Genomic DNA, 19,548 nt, shown 5'->3' with positions numbered 1-19,548 from the left:
TTAACGGTACGCCCAAAATAGGTGAAGGACTATCTTCAAATAAAATACGGTTACCGACAAAATGCGTTTCAGAAACAGAAGACACCGGCGGAGTTATATTTTCCGCAAACAGCAAAACCGCAATGCTATATAACACTGCCGCAAATAATGCCCCTGATATTTTAAACGCTTTTTTCACGGTGTAAAGTTATGCTGAATTCAGACACGTCATTCATTTTGAATCAACTATTTTTTTGTTGATTTTATTGATTTCTTTTTTACGAAAACCAACCTGAAATTTCTTCCCTGATTAACGGATTTACTGCAATTGCAATAACAATGGAAATAACGAGTCCGATGAAAGCCAGCAGAATATCTTTCCCGATAATCCGAAGTGTTTTTATCAGGCTTTTATGGTTCGATTTTGTCAGGTTCATTGCAATTTCGCGGCCCCCGAGCAGTCCGAGAAACACCCAGGTGGTGCTCATGGGAACGGTACTGTAAACAAGGTGAAATGCCATGAGGGCAGCATAAATAAAATCGACAATGGTAGCCGGTCTAACGTCGGTTATATCGGTTTTGGTGGTCACAATTTGCTGAATACGGCCCCCCTTTTGGTAAAAAATTACGCCCAGCCCAATAAAAATAATTCCAATCACAGCCAGCAATTCGGTGGAGTTCAATTGTCGCGGAAGAAAAACGGCAATGTTGGCTGCGTCCTGCATTATCCAGAGGCACCAAAGTGCCCCGCTGGTAATCCATTGGGTGATGTTCCAGGCCGGGTGCGCCTTTCCTTTAAATTTCGATTTAAAATATTTTGAAAGCAGCAGGTAAATGACAATGGAAACAGCAAAGGCAATAAAATATCCGCTCAGACTTTTTCCCAGCACTTTGTGAATGGCTCCGCCGGTTGTGGCAAACGAACTTAACAGCAGAAAAGTGGTTGAAACGGGCATTCGCATCCGGGTGATGATGATAAGCACAATAGGAGCGGCAATCTGGAGAAAATCGAATGAAACGGGAGCCTCGTTAAATCCTTTGGTGGAAAGCCGCTGAAAACTGATGTCGCCGTCAAACAGAAAGAAACTTAAAGTAACGGTGAGAACAAACAATCCGCCGATGTACAACCAAAGTACCCACCATTTCTGATGGGAATTGGAAGACAGGAAAGTGCCGATGGTTTGAATGCTGTCGTTGGATACCACGGAATATCCTGCAATGGCAAATCCAAACCACATGGCCGCCTGTGCCGAGTTATATACCAAAGTAGCCGTTACAAACAGCACCAAAATAAAAATTAAAAAACTGGATTCGTTTACGAAAACATCTATAAATCCGGTTTGCTTTCTGATGTTATTTTTACCTGCCATTGCAAATCAATTTTTCAGCAAAGTAACATGTTGGCAAGACACTGTATGTTAGGAGATTGTTAATTGATGGTTAATGTTTAGGCAGCAATGTGTCCTGGTTCAAAAACCGGAATTTATGCCAATGGATCAGGCAGTATTTACAGAATGGCCGGAATGATTTGCCTTGAAACACCGATTTAATGAATGTATTTCGGATCAATACAATTTAACCCTGACACAAATTTTGAAATCGCATAAAACAAACAACTTTGAAACATTGAGTAGATTGAAATTTGAAGGGACCCATGATGGCGCAGCGCACCGCAACACAAAAGATATTGTGGTGCGCTGCACCTTCTTTTTAAATCAACAGCATTTGTACTACAAATATTATCGCGACGCTGTCGCTTTCTGCTTTAGTTATACAATAGGATAATACATTGAAAATAAGGCATTCTGTTTTAAAATAAACCTTATTTTATTTCATCAAACATTCAGGTATTCTATACATTTCCTGGTGGTTTAACTGGCCAAATGTGTGAATTATGTAACTCTTTTATAAAATGATGTAATACTTCTTAGCAGGATTAACCTGACCTTTAAGCTGTAGGATTTAGAAACAAATTAAATTTATTATTATGCCCATTTTAACAATCATTATCGTCATTCTTGTTGTTGGGGTGATTCTTTGGCTGATTAACAGCTACATTCCCATGCAACGAACAGTTAAAGGAATTCTGAATGCAGTTGTAATTATCATTTTGGTGGTTTGGCTGCTGAAAGTATTTGGAGTTCTGGATAGTTTGCAAAACGTACAAATTTAACGGCATTTTGTGCTGTTCTGATTTACAAAAAACTGACCCGCCAGATGCGGGAAATATCTTAAACATATAAAAATGATTAAAGCTAAAAATTTATATGCCGCACTTTCCATAGTTATTGCGGTACTTTTTCTGATTCCTGCCGGCGGGTGCAAAAAAGATGACGAACCTGCCAGAGAAACAAGTTACATATTAAAAGTGCAGGATGTTCTGGGTGTTACAGGTACAGCTACATTTATTGAAACAAGCATTACCGAATCAACCATTACGTTAAAACTCAATGGTGCTCCCTCGGGTACTCATCCGGCGGCATTATACATGAATACAGTAGCCGAAGGGGGTGCAATTGAAATTGAACTCAATCCGGTTGATGCCTCCGGAACCAGTACCACCAGTATTAATTATTTAACATACAATCAGTTAATAGCTTACGACGGTTTTATTAAAGTACTGAAAAGCAGCAGTGAACCCAATGTTATTCTGGCCCAGGGCGATATTGGAGGAAATGTGATAACTGATACCAATGTTACTTACACGCTTGAAAACATAGGCGATTTTGGAGTATCGGGAACTACGATGTTTGAAAAAAGGGAAAACGGAAATACACTTGTTACCCTCAACCTTGCAGGAACTATTGCCGGAGAAGTATATCCTGCAACCATTAACCTGAGTTCGGTGGCAACCATAGGTGGCGGGCCGGTAACAAAAACATTGAACAGTGTGAACGGCACCACCGGTAAAAGTTATACCAACATCAGGGAACTGGACGCCGGAATGAATATCTCTTACGACAACTGGTTGGTTTACAACGGGTACATTAACATTTATCAAACGGCAGCAGAATTTGACAATATTATTAGTCAGGGAAATATTGGTTCGAATGTGGACTAACGTTTTTTGAAAAAATTGCAGCGCTAACCAAACAGGCGCTGCCAATACTTTAAATCAACATGAGTAAGTCAATATTTACAGACTTTCAGGACGAAAAGCCAAAGAAAAAGAAATCAATCTTGCGAATGGAATTATATGCTTCTGAGATTCGTTATCGCCGCTTGTTTGAATCGGCGAAAGACGGGATTCTTATTCTCGATGCCGAAACCGGAAAGATTGTTGACGTGAACCCGTTTTTAATTGATTTGCTGGGCTATTCAAAAAATGAATTTATTGAAAAAACAATCTGGGAAATTGGCGCTTTTCAGGATATTATTGAAAACAAAGAGAAATTCCTGGAATTGCAGCAAAGTGAATATGTGAGGTATGAAGATTTACCATTGGAAACTTCGGACGGGCGCAGAATTCATGTTGAGTTTGTAAGCAACGTATATTTAGTAAACGACAAAAAGGTTATTCAATGCTTAATACGCGATATTACAACAAGAAAAGAAACGGAAGCAATTCTCGCAGAAACCGGAAAAGAACTTGCCGAGATTAAAAAATCTGCAGATGAAATCAGTGAATTTACCGAGAATATAATTGACACAGTGCGTGAACCTTTACTTGCCATTGATAAAAATTTAAGGGTAATAAAAGCCAGCCATTCTTTCTATAAATTTTTTAAAGTAACTGCCGAAGAAACAATCGGGAAACTTATCTACGAATTGGGAAATCACCAGTGGAATATTCCAAAATTGAAAGAATTGCTGGAGGAAATCATTCCTGAAAAAAATTCCTTTGATAACTACGAGGTGGAGCACAACTTTTCTACCATTGGTAAACGGGTAATGCTTTTAAATGCAAGGCAGGTAAAACGGGCATTTGGAAAAGAACAAATTATTCTTTTGGCCATCGAGGACATTACTGAACGAAAAGGCAAAGAAGATTCCTTAAAAGAAACACATCGTGCAACAAGTGAATTTTTAAACATTCTCCTGAACCATTTGCATACGCCAATTATTGTATGGGACACCTCCATGCTTATAAAACGTTTCAACCGCCAATTTGAACTTCTGAGTGGTTATAGTTTGGCTGAGGTTATCGATAAAAAAATTGATTTTCTTTTTCCAAAGGATAAGATTGAAACAACACTTGAATTGCTGAAAAATCACCTCGACGACAAACTGGAAGTAGCTGAAATAGATATTCTAACAAAAGACAACACCATCAAAACAGTTTTGTGGAATTCATCGCGAATTTTGGACGAGGAAGGGAAAAACATTATTGCCACAATCTCGCAGGATATAACAACTCGCAAGCGCACAGAAGACGCGTTAATCCTTTTGGAAACCCGCTATCGTCGCTTGTTTGAATCGGCAAAAGACGGGATTCTTATTCTCGATGCCGAAACCGGTAAAATTGTTGATGTGAACCCGTTTTTAATTGATTTGCTGGGTTATTCAAAAAATCAATTCATTGAAAAATCAATTTGGGAATTAGGTACTTTTCATGATATATATGAAAACAAAGATAAATTCCTGGAATTGCAGCAAAAAGAATATATACGCTATGATGATTTACCGCTTGTAACTTCTGATGGCCGTGAAATTCACGTTGAATTCGTTAGTAATGTTTATTTGGCTAATAATATTAAGGTAATCCAATGTACTATCAGAGACACTACTGAACGTACAAACATACAAAACGAAATAAAATTTCAGGCCGAACTGATTAATAATGTAGGACAGGCTGTTATGGCAACTGACCTGGCGGGCAAAGTAATTTACTGGAATAATGCAGCGGAAAAAATATACGGGTGGACTTCGGCTGAAGCAATCGGACAAAATATAATCCATTTAACACCTGCTCAGCAAACAAATGAGCAGGCGGTTGACATCATGCAAAAATTAAGCGCAGGAAAAACATGGGCCGGTGAATTTCTTGTAAAAAGAAAAGACGGAAGTAATTTTCCGGCATTTGTAACCGACACGCCCATGCTTAACTCAAATGGAAAATTAACAGGAATCATAGGCATTTCAAGCGATATAACCGAACGGAAACGTACAGAAACCGAGCTTAAAAAAAGCGAAGAAAAATTTAAAATGGTATTCGAGAATGTTTTCGACGGTATAAGTATTTACACCGACGATACTGATCCCCTAAAGAGAATACTCGTTGAATGCAATGACCGTTACGCTGCCATGGCTGGCCGAAGTCGCGATGAACTGCTCCGGATGGGCAGAACAATAGATTTGCAAATTTCGCTTGACGATAAAGCAAATGAAAACCGACTGAATTCCATAATTGGTGGAAAAGAATATCATGGATCATACTCCTGGATTCGACCGGACGGAAAGGAAAATATTATTGAGTACGTGGGCATGCCAATCACTTGGCAGGGAAAGTCATACACCATTGGAATTGACCGCGACATTACTGACCGTAAACTTGCCGAAAAGGAACTGTTTGCTGCGAAGGAAAAAGCCGAAGAGAACGACCGGCTAAAATCAGCTTTTCTGGCCAACATGAGTCATGAAATAAGAACTCCAATGAATGGTATCCTCGGGTTCACCGGGTTACTTAAAAATCATGGGTTGAGCAGTGATGATAAGCAGGAATACATTAAAATGATTGAAAAAAGCGGCGCCCGAATGCTCAATATTATAAATGATATTGTAAGTATCTCCAAAATTGAGTCGCATCAGGTTGAAATTAAAAGTTCTGATACGAATATAAACGAGAAGTTGGAATATATATATCGTTTTTTTAAAGTGGAAGCCAAACAAAAAAAACTGCATTTCGCTTTAAAAAACGGACTGCCTAAAGAAGACTCAACAATAAAGACCGATACCGAAAAGGTGTCTTCAGTACTCACAAATTTGGTTAAAAATGCTATTAAGTTTACGCAAACCGGATTTATTGAATTGGGCTACATTAAAAATGACGGATTTTTAGAATTTTATGTAAAAGACAGCGGTTCCGGAATTCCCGAAAAACAGAAAGAAATCATTTTTGAACGATTCAGGCAAGGAAGCGAAGCATTAAACCGGAACTACGAGGGAGCAGGCCTGGGGTTATCCATTTCCAAAGCCTATGTTGAAATGCTGGGTGGAAAAATTTGGGTGGAAAACAATGCCGAAAGGGATGTAAATGCTTCAGGTGCAACATTCTTTTTTACCCTACCCCATCACCTGTAAAAGCGAATACAATTATACCAGAAACAATGAACGATAACAGAATGGCAGAATTTAAAAGGCTCAAAAAAAACGATAAAATATTTCAGTTATGAATAAACAAAAACAAACAGGAAACAAATCCGATAAGCTGCGTCAGGCTGCAGAATTGTTGCTAAGCAAAAAAAAGGAAGGTTCAGAAACGTCCGTTTCCGAATCAGATACGTTAAAACTTATTTACGAGCTTGAAGTATATCAGGTGGAACTGGAAATGCAAAACGAAGAACTTAAACGGGCAAAGGAAAAGGCAGAACATGCAGAAAAAAAATATACTGAGTTGTATGATTTTGCCCCCTCAGGATATTTAACGCTTACAAAGGAAGGTGAAATTACAGATTTGAATTTTAGTGCAGAACGTATGTTGGGAAAAGAGCGTTCGCACCTGATAAAAAGCAGTTTTGGTTTTTTCGTAACCCTGGATACAAGAGCCATATATAATCGTTTTCTGCAAAAAATATTCAAAACCAAATTAAAAGAAACCTGCGAGGTTAAACTGGCAGCAGGCGACGATTCAATAAAATACCTACTCGTTAACGGAATAATCAGTAATAATGGGAAAAAGTGCCTGGTAACCCTGGTTGACATTACAAAGCGAAAACAAGCCGAGAACGAATTGATAAAAGCTAAAGAAAAAGCGGAAGAAGGGGACAGGTTAAAATCGGCTTTTCTGGCCAACATGAGCCACGAAATCAGAACGCCCATGAATGGCATTCTGGGTTTTACCGAGCTGCTTAAAACATTAAAGCTAAAAAGTGAAGAGCAGCAAAACTATATTGGCATTATTGAAAAAAGCGGCGCCCGAATGCTCAGTATCATAAACGACATAATCAGCATCTCGAAAATAGAAGCGCAGCAAATTGAAGTAACTGTTTCATATACCAATGTAAACGAACAGTTGGAGTATATTTATCACTTTTTCAGACTGGAAGCTGAACAGAAGAAATTGCACCTTTCTTTTAAAAACGGACTTCCTCAGAAAGAAGCGGAAATAAAAACAGACAGCGAAAAGGTATATGCAGTGCTCACAAACCTGGTTAAAAATGCGCTAAAGTTTACACAAACAGGCTCAATAGAATTAGGGTACTTAAAAAAAGACGGATTTTTAGAATTTTATGTAAAAGACACTGGCCCGGGAATTGCTGAAGAACAGAAAAAAATAATTTTTGAACGGTTCAGACAGGGCAGAGAAGCTTTAAACCGCAGCTACGAAGGGGCCGGACTTGGATTATCCATATCGAAAGCTTATGTTGAAATGCTGGGAGGAAAAATATGGGTGGAAAACAATGCAGCGAATAATGGCAATCCGCCGGGCGCCACTTTCTTTTTTACTATTCCAGCCCATCCGGTAAAGGAAACGAAGCATGTTAGTCAGGTTGTTTCACCCGCTCAATCAACAAAAAATGAAACCAGAAAACTTAAAATTTTAATTGTTGAAGATGATAAAACTTCGGAAATCCTTTTAATTAAAATAGTAGAAGGACTTGCCAAAACAATTATAAAAACAACTTCAGGAGTAGAAGCGGTTGAAGCTTGCCGGAAAAATCCCGACATTGATTTAGTGCTGATGGACATTAATATGCCGGAAATGGACGGTTATGAAGCCACCCGGGAAATCAGGGAATTTAATAAAGAAGTGATAATAATTTCCCAAACTGCCTATGCATTAACCGGCGACAGGGAAAAGTCAATAGCGGCTGGTTGTACCGACTACATTTCTAAACCAATAGACAGAGTTCATTTAAGAAAATTGATAAACAAATATTTTTCAGTATTGCCTGAACTTAAAAATGTGTGAATGATGTAAATCATTCTCAAAGTTATGTAACAGTTTAGGCGCTAAAGAGAAATACCTTTGAACGTGCAATAAATTAATTGCACCATTAATAAATTAAATAATGAAAAAAATAGTATTCAAACTGGCTGCAACAGTTTTTATTGCCGGACTTCTTTTTACAAGTTGCAATTCACAGTCGCAGAAAATTGAAAATGCCGAAGATAATTTGCAGGATAAAAAAGAGGCTGTTATAGATGCAAAAATCGATTTGACCCTGGCACGCCAGGATTCAATCAGTGAATTTGAGCAATTCAAATCAGATTTTCAAAATCAAATCAAAACGAATGAAAAAACCATAGCCGGGTTAAAATTAAGCACTGTGGGTGCAAGCAAGGAAAACAAAGTTCTTTATGAGAAAAAGCTGGTTGAATTGGAAGAAAGAAACAACGAACTTAAAATTAAACTGGCTGAATATAAAGAAGGAGAACCAGACCAGTGGAAAGCATTTAAGCTGGAGTTTAAACGCGATATGGATGAGTTGGGAAAAGCATTTTCCGATTTCACAGTTAGTAACAAATAATAAAACAGAATAATTTAAAAAAATGATTCTGATGATGAGGCCCAGGTCAATATTTTTTCACGGCATTGCCAACGATCCAAAACTCAGGATAACGGCAAAAGTCTGGAAGGTTCAAATAAAGTTCCCTTGTGGTTTTTGTTTGAAAGAAGATGTTGTACACTTTAAATCAGTGAAATGGGTCATTTATCAGGTATTAAATTAAAAGCAATCTTTTAAAATAAAAAAAGTTTGTGTGGCAAATAATATTCCAAATAATTATAAATAAGTAACTATTAAAAATTAAAGTCATGGGAAATTTACTTTACATCATCGCAGTAATTCTGATAATTGCATGGGCAGTTGGATTTATAGGGTACAGTGCAGGTGGAATTATACACGTTCTGTTGGTAATTGCAGTTATTGCAATTATAATTAAACTTTTACAGGGAAGAAGAATCTTTTAATCTGAACTATTCATAAATTTTAAAAATATGAATAAAGTTCGGGCTAAAACTCTGGAAACTAAAAATGACAGGGGTTTTGGACATCATGTGATGTCCATAGTTGTTCATAATTTGGTTTGGTTTAGTTTGGTTTTTAAAATGTGGGCCTTGTGCCCACATTTTTTTTTGAACGAAATCGAATATCATTTTAACCTGCATTATTCATAAATTTTGTATGTAATGAATGAAATGCAGGTTAATCCCGACTTAGATGAAGTTAAACTTTTGAAAAAAGTTTTAACGTAATCTTAGTCGCTGTCGGAGACAGAAATAATTCTTGGATTATTCGGGTTAAAAGTGTGAATTATGTAATATTATTCAGGAATTGTATAACAAACATCCAGCCTTCATTTTTTATCTTTCCTGAGCATTAACGCAAAAAGCAGATACTATGAATATATTGCTGGTATATCCTAAATATCCTGATTCATTCTGGAGTTTCACACATGTGTTGCGATTTATTTCAAAAAAAGCCGCAGTTCCCCCCCTGGGTTTGGTTACTGTTTCGGCTATGCTGCCTTCAACCTGGAATAAAAAACTTGTTGACCTGAATGTTACATCGCTTCGAACCAGCGATATCGCCTGGGCCGATTATGTTTTTATCAGCTCGATGTATATTCAGAAAGAATCGGTAAATAAAATTCTGGAAGAGTGCCTGAAAAACAAGGTTAAAATTGTGGCCGGCGGTCCGCTTTTTACCCAGGAGTACAACAATTATTTCCAGATAGATCATTTTGTGCTGAACGAAGCAGAAATTACACTGCCCCTGTTCATTCATGATCTGGAATCGGGGAAAACGCCTCAACGTATTTACCAGACCAGCGAATATGCCGATATAACAACAACTCCAACCCCCGACTACCATTTATTATCAGCTAAAGACTATGCTTTTATGAATGTCCAGGTTTCGAGGGGTTGCCCGTATTCCTGCGATTTTTGCGAAATTACTGCCCTTTTGGGGCACAAAGTAAGAATGAAAACGCCGCAGCAGGTTATTGAAGAACTCGAGGCGCTATACAACTTAAACTGGCGGGGCCCGGTACTGATTGTTGATGATAATTTTATCGGGAACAAAAATGAAATAAAGAACAACCTGCTTCCGGCCATGAAAAGCTGGATGCAAAGCCATAATTACCCGTTCAAATTCAATACGGAAACGTCTATAAATCTTGCCGACGATGAGGAATTGATGCAAATGATGGTGGAAACCGGTTTTACTTCCACATTTGTCGGCATAGAAACACCCGAAGAGAAATCACTTCAGGAATGTCACAAAATTCAGAATAAAAACAGAGACCTGCTGCAAAGTGTGAAAAAAATACAACATGCGGGCATGCAGGTATCCGGAGGTTTTATTGTCGGTTTCGACAGCGACACCCCTTCCATTTTTCAGCGGCAGATTGATTTTATTCAGCAAAGTGGAATTGTATCTGCAATGGTTGGCCTGCTAAATGCTCCCAAAAACACAAAGCTCTATAAACGGCTTGAAGCCGAAAACCGGCTGACCGTTGAGTCATCGGGTAATAACACAGATGCATCGATGAATTTTATCCCAAAAATGAACCATAACGAACTGCTCGACGGGTATAAAAAAATTATCACCGGCATTTATTCTCCAAAACCCTATTACCAGCGAATACGCCAGTGTTTAAACAACTACAAACGCCCCAAAACCGGAAACGGAAAGGTACAATTGAACTACCTGGCAGGTTTTATTAAATCTGTATTCATCATCGGAATTGCCAATAGTGGCCGCCGTGAGTACTGGAAATTTCTGTTTTGGACACTCTTCCGGAAGCCCGGATTAATGATTGATGCCATAACCTTTGCGGTGTATGGTTATCATTTCCGCACAGTTTATGGGTTAAGAAACAAAAGCAGATAATAATTTAAATAAAAAAGAAAATGAAAACATTTCAACAAATAACAAGTAGTAAAAACAGGGTAACAAAAATTGGCCTTCAGGTTAAAAAACACTTGTTACTTATCCTGGTTTCCACTTTGCTGGCAGGATGCGCTTTGAACCTGGTAACCGGCCGCAACCAGTTGAGTTTGGTCCCCGAATCGGAATTGCAGTTAATGGCCACCGACCAATACGATGCTTTTTTGTCTGAACACAAGGTATTAAGCCCAAATAATAAGGAGGCGGCCATGGTTGACCGCGTAGGTGCGCGTATTTCAAATGCAATTACCAAATATTACAATAGCCAGGGACAGCAATCGGTAATTGAAGGATATAAATGGGAGTTTAATACCGTAGATGATCCGGCGGTTAATGCCTGGTGCATGCCCGGCGGAAAAGTGGTTGTTTACACCGGTTTATTGCCAGTAACGCAGTCAGAATCAGCCCTTGCAATTGTTGTTGGCCACGAAATTGCACATGCCATTGCCAAACATGGCAGCGAACGAATGAGCCAGGCCATGGTACAGCAGTTGGGAGGAATGGCCTTACAGGTTGCCATGTCGCAAAAACCGCAGGAAACTCAAAATCTGTTTATGCAGGCCTATGGCATTGGAAGCACGGTTGGTGCAGTTTTACCCTGGTCGCGGCAGCAGGAAACTGAAGCCGACCAGTATGGGTTAATATTTGCAGCCATGGCCGGCTACAATCCTCAGGAAGCAATTCCTTTCTGGGAAAGAATGTCGAATGCAGGCGGGGCAAAACCTCCCGAGTTTTTAAGCACCCACCCTTCGGACGAAACAAGAATAAGAAAGCTGAAACAATTTATGCCCGAAGCCATGAAATACTACAGTCAGGCGAAATAAAAACATGTGAATGATGTAAATCATTTCCGAAATTATGTAACGCTTTTCGGTGCAGGATGGCTGATCTTTGTGAGTAGAAATTATTTAATCAATTTAAACAATTAATAATATGAGTTCAGGAAAAGTTTTTTTGGGCGTACTGGCCGGAGCAGCCACCGGCGCGTTGGCAGGAATTTTATTTGCCCCTGCAAAAGGATCGAAAACCCGTAAAAAAATAACACGGAAAGGCGAGGATTATTTAGATGCTGTAAAAGACACATTTAATGAATTACTTGATGCATTTACCGAAAAACTGGAAAAAGTAAAGGATGATGTTTCCGAATTTGCCGAAAAAAAAATGAGTAAAACGGAAAAACCTTTGAAAGACACAAAAACAGTTCCGGTTTAGGAATGTTCCGAATTTTGTGAACGTTCTGAAAAGTTAAAAAGGGAGTATGTTAAAAGAATCGTTGAAAGCACAATCTCCGCGAAAAATGAATAAGTTGTTTATGGCTTCATTGAACACCTTCAATTTGCTCACTCTCATTGAAAAAATGAAACATAAACCAACCTTGCTCACTGGAGATTTGCATTCAATGGTTCTTTTAAACAGACCCGACAAGCAAATTGTGCTTACTGCATTTGACAAGGGAACAGAGATTAACTCATTTCAGGAGAATGAGCAAATGATTCTTCAGGTTATTTGGGGAAAATTAAAGTTTCATACCCATGAAAAATCGTTTACTCTGGGCCGGGGTGAATTGCTTACCATTCAGGAAAAAAAACCGTACATTTTAACAACCGGTGAAAAAACCGTTTTTCTATTAACGCTTATTTCCGAAAGCCTGGGGCAAACGAATATTAATTTCATTGATAATGAAGCACTTTAACACAAGAATACAATGGATGACAACGTGAAATTAATTGAATCTCTGCTGGATAGCACCTTCAGGTACAGCGTAGCGGAAATAGAGTTGTTAAAGCTTAAAACATTAAACAAAACGTCAGATGTGGTTTCCAGCCTGGTACCGCATGCCGTTGTTTTATTAATTCTTGTTTTATTTCTGCTTTTTCTCAATTTGGGTCTGGCTTTTTGGCTTGGTGAAATTATAGGAAACAATTTCTACGGATTTTTTGTAATTGCGGCATTTTATGCCATTGTGGGGCTGATTGCGCACTTTTTTATGCATAAGTGGATTAAAAAGAAAATTGGCAATTATCTGGTTAAACAAATGTTTTTATAACTAACATGGAAAATATATCTACTGTTGCCGAATTAAAAGAAGCAATACATCTGCTGGAGGAGCAAAAATCTGCTCATCTTCAGGAAATGAGGGAAAATTTTTCTCTTACCTGGGAGAAGTTTCAACCGGCAAATCTCATCAAAACCTCCATGAAAGAAATTGGTTCTTCACCCTATCTTTTCAATAATATTTTTAACGTTACCCTGGGTCTGGTTGCAGGTTTTCTTTCCAAAAGAGCGCTAATGATTGGCAGGTCAAACAATAAATCCAGAAAACTTTTAGGCCTAATTTTACAATTAGGTATAACAAACCTGGTTGTTTATGCCCCAAACGCGATAAAATCATTGGTTCAGAATATTTTAAGCAAAAGGGAAAAGGAAATCAAATCAGAATAATATTTTTTACATGAGGCACCTGAAAATAACCCGCCAAATAATTCATAACAAAAGCACAGCGCTGGATTTATATCTGCGCGAGGTAAACCAGGTTGAACTGCTGACAGCAAAAGAAGAGGATGAACTTGCCCGGCGGATTAGTGAAGGCGACCGGAAAGCAATTGCAGAACTTGTAAAAGCAAATCTCCGGTTTGTTATTTCGGTTGCAAACCAATACAAAAACCAGGGATTAGGTTTACTTGATTTAATTAATGAAGGAAACCTGGGGCTGATAACAGCGGCCAAACGCTTCGACAAAACACGGGGATTTAAATTTATTTCCTATGCAGTTTGGTGGATTCGTCAATCAATCACACAGGCTCTCGACGAAAATTCAAGAATAGTGAGGCTCCCGGCCAATAAAATCATTTTAAAAAATAAAATGAAAAAAACATCCAATCTGTTAGGCCATGAATATTTTCGTAAACCAACAATTGATGAATTATCTGAAGCAATGGGAATAGAAACAGAGACTGTGGAAAATGTACTGTTTATTATAACTGTTGATTTACTGATGGATGAACCTGTTGGCGATGAAGAAGAAAACAACCGGTATGATTTGATTTTGAGTGACGATTCGCATAGTCCTCTAACTGGGTTGATTACCGAATCGCTTCAACAGGAAATTGACCGTACACTTTCTAACCTGTCCATAAGAGAAGCCAATATTTTACGCCGCTATTTTGGGTTAAACGGTTTTGTTGCCCAGCCTTTGGAAAAAATCGGGGTCGATTTTGGGTTATCGCGGGGGAAAGTGAAACAAATTAAGGAGCATGCTCTGGAAAAATTAAAAGCTCGCACACACAGCAACAGTTTGCTAAAAGAATACATAAGTTATTAATCCCTTTGGCTTCGCCTGTAAATGTGTGAATGATGTAATTCTTCTTCGGAATTATGTAATGTATTATTGGTTAAATTCAGGAACCTTTGTGAAGTGATATAACAATTAACAATATAAAGTGAAAATTATTGATCCTGTAATAAAACAGGTTAGAAAACTTCCCGATGTAAAAAAGCAGGTTATTAAGCTTGGTGAGAAAACGTATGAAAAAACGCAGGAAGCCAATGTTTTCTTTTTAGGGATAGGCGAGTTCTTTTTGTTTCTTTGGCAAACAGTAAAAGAAACCTTTTCCCTGAATTTTGAATTTAAAGAATTCCTGCGCCAGTGTTTTCAAATCGGGTATAAAACGTTACCGCTTATTTCGGTAACCGGCCTCATAATGGGGCTGGTACTTACCATCCAATCGCGCCCGGTTTTGGCCGATTTTGGCGCCGTATCCATGCTTCCCGGAATGGTTGCATTATCCATCATCAGGGAAATGGGGCCGGTTATTACCGCATTAATCTGTGCCGGTAAAATTGGTTCGGGTATGGGCGCTGAGTTGGGTTCAATGAAAGTGTCGGAACAGATTGACGCCATGGAAGTTTCGTCCACCCATCCCATACGTTTTTTGGTGGTTACAAGGGTTTTGGCTGCCACGCTTATGATTCCCATTTTGGTTTTATATGCCGATGCGGCTGGAATTTTGGGAAGCTGGGGAGGCGCCAACATCAAAGGAAGCGTAAGTTTTGTGCTGTTTTTCAACCAGGCTTTCAGGGTGGTTGATTTTATGGATTTTATACCTGCCGTAATTAAAACGTTCTTTTTTGGCGCAGTAATCGGACTGGTGGGGTGCTACAAAGGTTATTCCGCAGGGCGCGGAACAGAAAGCGTGGGCAAAGCGGCAAATTCCGCTGTGGTGCTTGCCTCACTACTCGTAATAATTGTTGACTTGATTGCTGTTCAGGTTACCGATATGCTTTTATAGTAAAAATAAGAAATGGTAAAAAATGAAACGGTAAAACCGGAAAGTAAAAAAACACCTGAACCGGTTATTGAAATCAATAACCTGAGTAAAGGATTTGCCGATCTGATGGTTTTAAAAAACTTATCGTTAAAGCTATATGACGGTGAAAACCTGGTGGTGCTTGGAAAATCAGGCTCTGGAAAATCAGTTCTTATTAAATGTATTGTCCGTTTGCTAAACTCCGACCAGGGAACGATTACGGTATTGGGCGAAAATGTAAATAAACTAAAAAGTAAAAAACTGGCAGTACTGAGGGAAAAAATTGGTTTCCTTTTTCAAAGCGGCGCACTTTACGATTCCATGACCATTAAAGAAAACCTCGAATTTCCTTTGATCAGAATAAAAAAGAAACTGTCTAAAAAAGAAAGGGACGAAAAAATTGAAGAAGTTTTGGAAAATGTAGGACTGGCCGACACGTTACACAAAATGCCCTCAGAACTTTCGGGCGGAATGCGGAAACGGGCAAGCCTGGCGCGCACCATAGTTGTCGATCCTATGATTATGCTGTACGATGAACCAACAACCGGGCTCGACCCCGTGACTTCTGACGGAATCAGCACATTAATTAATGATGTTCAAAAAAAATATAAAACTTCATCCATCATCATCACGCACGATATTGAATGTGCCCGCGCCACTGCCGACAGAATTATCATGTTGCAGAACGGCGAAGTTTACATGGAAGGCACCATCGACGAATTTGAAAATTCAACCGATGAGGTAATTCAATCTTTTTTCAAACAAAAAACATAAAAAAATGGAAAATCATACACCACCGTTTAAGGCACGTTTAGGAATTTTTATTGTTGTAGGAATTGCAATTTTTGTAATGGCTATTTTCATTATTGGCAAACAACAGCACTTATTTAATCCTGTATTTAAAGTTACAACCAATTTCAGAAACATCAGCGGCCTGCAAGCCGGGAATAATATCCGGTTCTCGGGAATTGAAGTTGGCATTGTAGATAACATTAGTATTATTAATGATTCAACCGTACAGATCGACATGCTTATCAGAAGAGATGTGCAACAGTTTATAAAGGCCGACAGTTATGCAAGCATTAGTTCATCAGGAATTATTGGCGACAAGATTATTATTATTACACAGGGAAGCACAAATTCACCAATGGCAGAAGACGGACAACATATTTTGTCGAAAGAACCGCTTGAAACCGATGAGATTATGGAAAGTTTAAAAACCACTGCAGAAAGCGCCGAAGTGATTACACTGCAACTTGCCGAAATAATGACGAACATTAATAACGGACAGGGAATGCTGGGCAGATTGATATCGGATGAAACCATTGCAGAAAATGTGAATCTGACCATTGAAAACTTCAAAAAAAGTTCTGAAGGGTTGGATGAAACCATAGAAGTTACCAAAGAAAATGTGTTTGCATTTATGGAGAGCTTGAAAAAAACTGCCTCAAAAACTGAAGTTGCCTCCAACGAACTCGGCGAAATTATGACAAAAATAAATAATGGCGAGGGAGCTATCGGATTGTTGCTCAAAGATACGGTTATGGTAAATAACATTGATGAAACCATTGTTAACCTGAAAGAAAGCAGCATAGGTTTGAACGAAAATATGGAAGCGCTCAAACACAATTTCCTTTTCAGGGGATATTACAGGCGGCAGGCCAAAGAAGAGGCAAAAGAAGCGGAAGAATTGCAGTTGAAAACAGATACGGTAATGCCGGTGGAGAAGAAGTGAGAAGGCAGTCAACGAACAGCAAAACCCCACCAGCGTTGCCTTTGGCCTGAAAGGCCAACCTATTTCAGCCCAGGGCAAAACGACCGGAGGGAGTGTCGCCCTGGGTTTGAGTTGAGTAACAGACATCGGCCGCGAGCCAGCCAGTATTGAAAAACAACAGTTGTTGCAGTCGAAATAGAAATGATGTTCATGAATGAAAAAAATGTGGATTCGAACAACAGCAATTTTATTTTTTATTTTACTGATAACAAATGATTTCGCATTTGCACAGGATACTGTAACCCAAAAAGATTCAACCCATCTGTACGAGAACATAGAAACTTATTCCGAACGAAGCGGGTTTACCAAATTTATGTTCCGCTTGTTTTTTAAACCGGTAGCGCCGGCGCCGGCACAAAAAATATTGAATAAGCGGCTGATACAGAAACCCTACAGCTCTTTTGAAAGAAAAATCATCAGGAAAATCGATATTATTACACTCGACCCGTTTGGATATTCCATTGGCGACACCATAACGGCATCGCTCAACTTTATATCCAAAACCGGAAATAAATTTCATATTAAAACATACCCCTTCACCATTCGTAACCTTTTACTGTTTCATAAAAATCAACCCTTCGATTCGCTGTTGGTTAAAGAATCGGAACGGTTGGTGCGCAGCATGAATTACATTACCGATGTCTCATTTTTCGTTCAGGTTGCACCGGAAAACTCCGACTCTGTTGATATTTTCATCCGCGAACTTGATAGCTGGAGCCTCATTCCCGGAGGTTCCATTTCTGCTTCGCGCCTTACTTTTAAACTCAGAGAAAACAATTTTATTGGCCTGGGGCACACGTTTCAAAATGGAATTGTATGGAACCATTCAACCGGCGACTTTGCTTACAGAATGAAATATTTTATCCCAAACATTCGTAATACCTATATCAACTCCACCCTGCAATACGGTACCGATGAATACGGAAATTTTATAAAAAGTTTTGCTGTGGACCGGCCGTTTTTTTCTCCTTTGGCCAAGTGGGCGGCGGGCGTAAATTTTTCGCAACACCTGCACAAAGATTCAATCTGGACCATCAACACCATGCCTTTTAAATACAATGCGCAGGATTACTGGGCGGGCAATTCCATGCCGGTTTTCGGGGGAAATTCAGAATACAGCCGCACCACCCGGTTTATTTCTGCGGCGCGTTTTATCCGCATCAGGTTTACCGAAAAACCACCTGAAACCATTGACACACTCCGGTTTTACAGCGACGAGAATTTTTACCTCGCCAGCATTGGCGTAACAACACGGTTGTATGTAAAAGACAAGTTTATTTTCAAGTTTGGAATAACCGAAGATGTTCCGGTTGGAAAAGTGATTAGCCTCACGGGCGGTTACCAGGAAAAAAACAGTTTGGGGCGTTTCTATGCCGGAGCGCGTTTATCTTCAGGTAATTATTATCGGTGGGGATACCTGAGTTCCAACATCGAATTGGGTACGTTCCTCCGGTCGGCGCAGGTTGAACAAGGTGTTGTAAGGGTTGGTGCAAATTATTTTACAAACCTGATTGAAATCGGACAATGGAAATTCAGGCAGTTTATTAAACCACAAGCAATTATTGGCATCCACCGCACCAGTTACGACAGTTTAACCATTAACAACGAATACGGGATAAGAGGATTCAACAGCACTGTATTGTCGGGCACCAGCCGTTTGTTGCTTACATCGCAAACCCAATCTTATGCTCCGTGGAATTTTATCGGGTTTCATTTTGGCCCCTATCTAAACTTTTCGCTGGGAATGCTTGGCGATGCAGCAAATGGGTTTCGCGAAAGCAAACTCTATTCGCAAATTGGGTTGGGCGTTTTAATAAAAAACGACAACCTGGTTATGAATGCTTTTCAACTGTCCATTTCGTTTTACCCGGTAATTCCCGGTAAAGGAAATAATATTTTCAAACTCAACTCCTTTCAAACCACCGATTTCGGCTTCCGCGATTTTGAAATTGGAAAACCGGCGCCGGTATTTTTCCGATAATGACCTTGCTAAACAAATTGTGTTTATGAACCAGGTTTAGCAGAGGGCGTGAATCCTTTTCATATTGCCCCTTCCCGCACACACCGCGCCACCACCTCGGTAATATTGTTACAACCCGATTTACGGAGTATATTTTTTTTATGCGTTTTTACGGTGTGCGGAGAAATAAATAGTTCCGATGCAATGGTGTTAATATCCTTGCCTTGCGCCATTTTTTGCAGGATTTCCGTTTCCCGCCCCGTAAGCTGTTTTTTGCAGTTATTTTTCAGCGGTTGAAATTTATCGTCAGTGTCCAGGGAATAGAATGAAGGCCGCTTACTGCTGACAAACGAAATTTTATGATCCACCTGCATGTTCAGGTAAGAAACATCGGTATGAATATGCAAAACTTTTTGAATCTTTCCGTCCTCCGACACAACCAGTGTGACAGCCTGATGAAGAATGGTTTTGTAG

The 19,548-nt window shown here is 39.2% G+C and carries 19 protein-coding genes; 17 read left to right on the top strand and 2 right to left on the bottom strand.

Features of this window, described 5'->3' with window-relative positions; translation table 11 throughout:
* Nucleotides 1–257: 257 nt before the first annotated feature.
* A complete protein-coding gene (locus ACESMA_RS09695) occupies nucleotides 258–1,349 on the bottom strand; it encodes a hypothetical protein (protein ID WP_372948604.1) in 1,092 nt (363 codons plus the stop codon).
* Between the two features lie 617 nt (nucleotides 1,350–1,966).
* Here ACESMA_RS09695 and ACESMA_RS09690 point away from each other — a divergent pair.
* The 17 genes from ACESMA_RS09690 to ACESMA_RS09610 all read left to right on the top strand — a co-directional run bounded on the left by ACESMA_RS09690 (nucleotide 1,967) and on the right by ACESMA_RS09610 (nucleotide 19,095).
* Complete coding sequence (locus ACESMA_RS09690; RefSeq protein ID WP_372948603.1) at nucleotides 1,967–2,152, top strand: Thivi_2564 family membrane protein; 186 nt, start codon at nucleotides 1,967–1,969, stop codon at nucleotides 2,150–2,152.
* A gap of 72 nt (nucleotides 2,153–2,224) precedes the next feature.
* Nucleotides 2,225–3,040 carry a hypothetical protein gene (locus ACESMA_RS09685; RefSeq protein WP_372948602.1) on the top strand — a complete coding sequence of 272 codons (816 nt, stop codon included), beginning with the start codon at nucleotides 2,225–2,227 and terminating at the stop codon, nucleotides 3,038–3,040.
* 59 nt (nucleotides 3,041–3,099) lie between these two features.
* Nucleotides 3,100–6,219 (top strand): PAS domain S-box protein, encoded by a 3,120-nt coding sequence (locus ACESMA_RS09680; protein WP_372948601.1) that lies wholly within the window; start codon nucleotides 3,100–3,102, stop codon nucleotides 6,217–6,219.
* A gap of 88 nt (nucleotides 6,220–6,307) precedes the next feature.
* Nucleotides 6,308–8,050: an ATP-binding protein gene (locus ACESMA_RS09675; RefSeq protein WP_372948600.1), complete on the top strand. Its 1,743-nt coding sequence runs from the start codon at nucleotides 6,308–6,310 to the stop codon at nucleotides 8,048–8,050.
* A 100-nt stretch (nucleotides 8,051–8,150) separates the two neighbouring features.
* Nucleotides 8,151–8,609, top strand: coding sequence for a hypothetical protein (locus tag ACESMA_RS09670; protein WP_372948599.1), 459 nt, complete (start codon nucleotides 8,151–8,153; stop codon nucleotides 8,607–8,609).
* Nucleotides 8,610–8,896: 287 nt separating this feature from the next.
* Nucleotides 8,897–9,052, top strand: coding sequence for a lmo0937 family membrane protein (locus ACESMA_RS09665; RefSeq protein WP_372948598.1), 156 nt, complete (start codon nucleotides 8,897–8,899; stop codon nucleotides 9,050–9,052).
* A gap of 430 nt (nucleotides 9,053–9,482) precedes the next feature.
* Nucleotides 9,483–10,976: a B12-binding domain-containing radical SAM protein gene (locus ACESMA_RS09660; protein ID WP_372948597.1), complete on the top strand. Its 1,494-nt coding sequence runs from the start codon at nucleotides 9,483–9,485 to the stop codon at nucleotides 10,974–10,976.
* Between the two features lie 20 nt (nucleotides 10,977–10,996).
* Nucleotides 10,997–11,857 carry a M48 family metallopeptidase gene (locus ACESMA_RS09655; RefSeq protein ID WP_372948596.1) on the top strand — a complete coding sequence of 287 codons (861 nt, stop codon included), beginning with the start codon at nucleotides 10,997–10,999 and terminating at the stop codon, nucleotides 11,855–11,857.
* Nucleotides 11,858–11,966: 109 nt separating this feature from the next.
* Nucleotides 11,967–12,245, top strand: coding sequence for a YtxH domain-containing protein (locus tag ACESMA_RS09650; RefSeq protein WP_372948595.1), 279 nt, complete (start codon nucleotides 11,967–11,969; stop codon nucleotides 12,243–12,245).
* A 145-nt stretch (nucleotides 12,246–12,390) separates the two neighbouring features.
* Nucleotides 12,391–12,726 (top strand): hypothetical protein, encoded by a 336-nt coding sequence (locus ACESMA_RS09645; RefSeq protein ID WP_372948594.1) that lies wholly within the window; start codon nucleotides 12,391–12,393, stop codon nucleotides 12,724–12,726.
* A gap of 12 nt (nucleotides 12,727–12,738) precedes the next feature.
* A complete protein-coding gene (locus ACESMA_RS09640; protein WP_372948593.1) occupies nucleotides 12,739–13,080 on the top strand; it encodes a phage holin family protein in 342 nt (113 codons plus the stop codon).
* A gap of 5 nt (nucleotides 13,081–13,085) precedes the next feature.
* Nucleotides 13,086–13,475 (top strand): hypothetical protein, encoded by a 390-nt coding sequence (locus ACESMA_RS09635; RefSeq protein ID WP_372948592.1) that lies wholly within the window; start codon nucleotides 13,086–13,088, stop codon nucleotides 13,473–13,475.
* Nucleotides 13,476–13,485: 10 nt separating this feature from the next.
* Nucleotides 13,486–14,355 carry an RNA polymerase sigma factor RpoD/SigA gene (locus tag ACESMA_RS09630; protein WP_372948591.1) on the top strand — a complete coding sequence of 290 codons (870 nt, stop codon included), beginning with the start codon at nucleotides 13,486–13,488 and terminating at the stop codon, nucleotides 14,353–14,355.
* Nucleotides 14,356–14,473: 118 nt separating this feature from the next.
* Nucleotides 14,474–15,322, top strand: a complete 849-nt coding sequence (locus tag ACESMA_RS09625) for an MlaE family ABC transporter permease (protein WP_372948590.1) — start codon at nucleotides 14,474–14,476, stop codon at nucleotides 15,320–15,322.
* A 12-nt stretch (nucleotides 15,323–15,334) separates the two neighbouring features.
* Nucleotides 15,335–16,114, top strand: coding sequence for an ABC transporter ATP-binding protein (locus ACESMA_RS09620; RefSeq protein ID WP_372948589.1), 780 nt, complete (start codon nucleotides 15,335–15,337; stop codon nucleotides 16,112–16,114).
* A 4-nt stretch (nucleotides 16,115–16,118) separates the two neighbouring features.
* Nucleotides 16,119–17,075, top strand: coding sequence for an MlaD family protein (locus ACESMA_RS09615; protein WP_372948588.1), 957 nt, complete (start codon nucleotides 16,119–16,121; stop codon nucleotides 17,073–17,075).
* 193 nt (nucleotides 17,076–17,268) lie between these two features.
* The gene (locus ACESMA_RS09610; RefSeq protein WP_372948587.1) at nucleotides 17,269–19,095 is read left to right on the top strand and encodes a hypothetical protein; all 1,827 of its coding nucleotides are present in this window, start codon (nucleotides 17,269–17,271) and stop codon (nucleotides 19,093–19,095) included.
* Between the two features lie 59 nt (nucleotides 19,096–19,154).
* On the opposite strand, the gene ACESMA_RS09605 is transcribed toward ACESMA_RS09610, so the two are convergent.
* Nucleotides 19,155–19,548: response regulator transcription factor (locus tag ACESMA_RS09605; protein ID WP_372948586.1), on the bottom strand; the 394-nt coding region annotated here is incomplete at its 5' end.

The organism is Mariniphaga sp., assembly GCF_041687215.1.
GTDB lineage: Bacteria > Bacteroidota > Bacteroidia > Bacteroidales > Prolixibacteraceae > Mariniphaga.
This window is presented reverse-complemented; position numbering and strand designations above follow the sequence as displayed.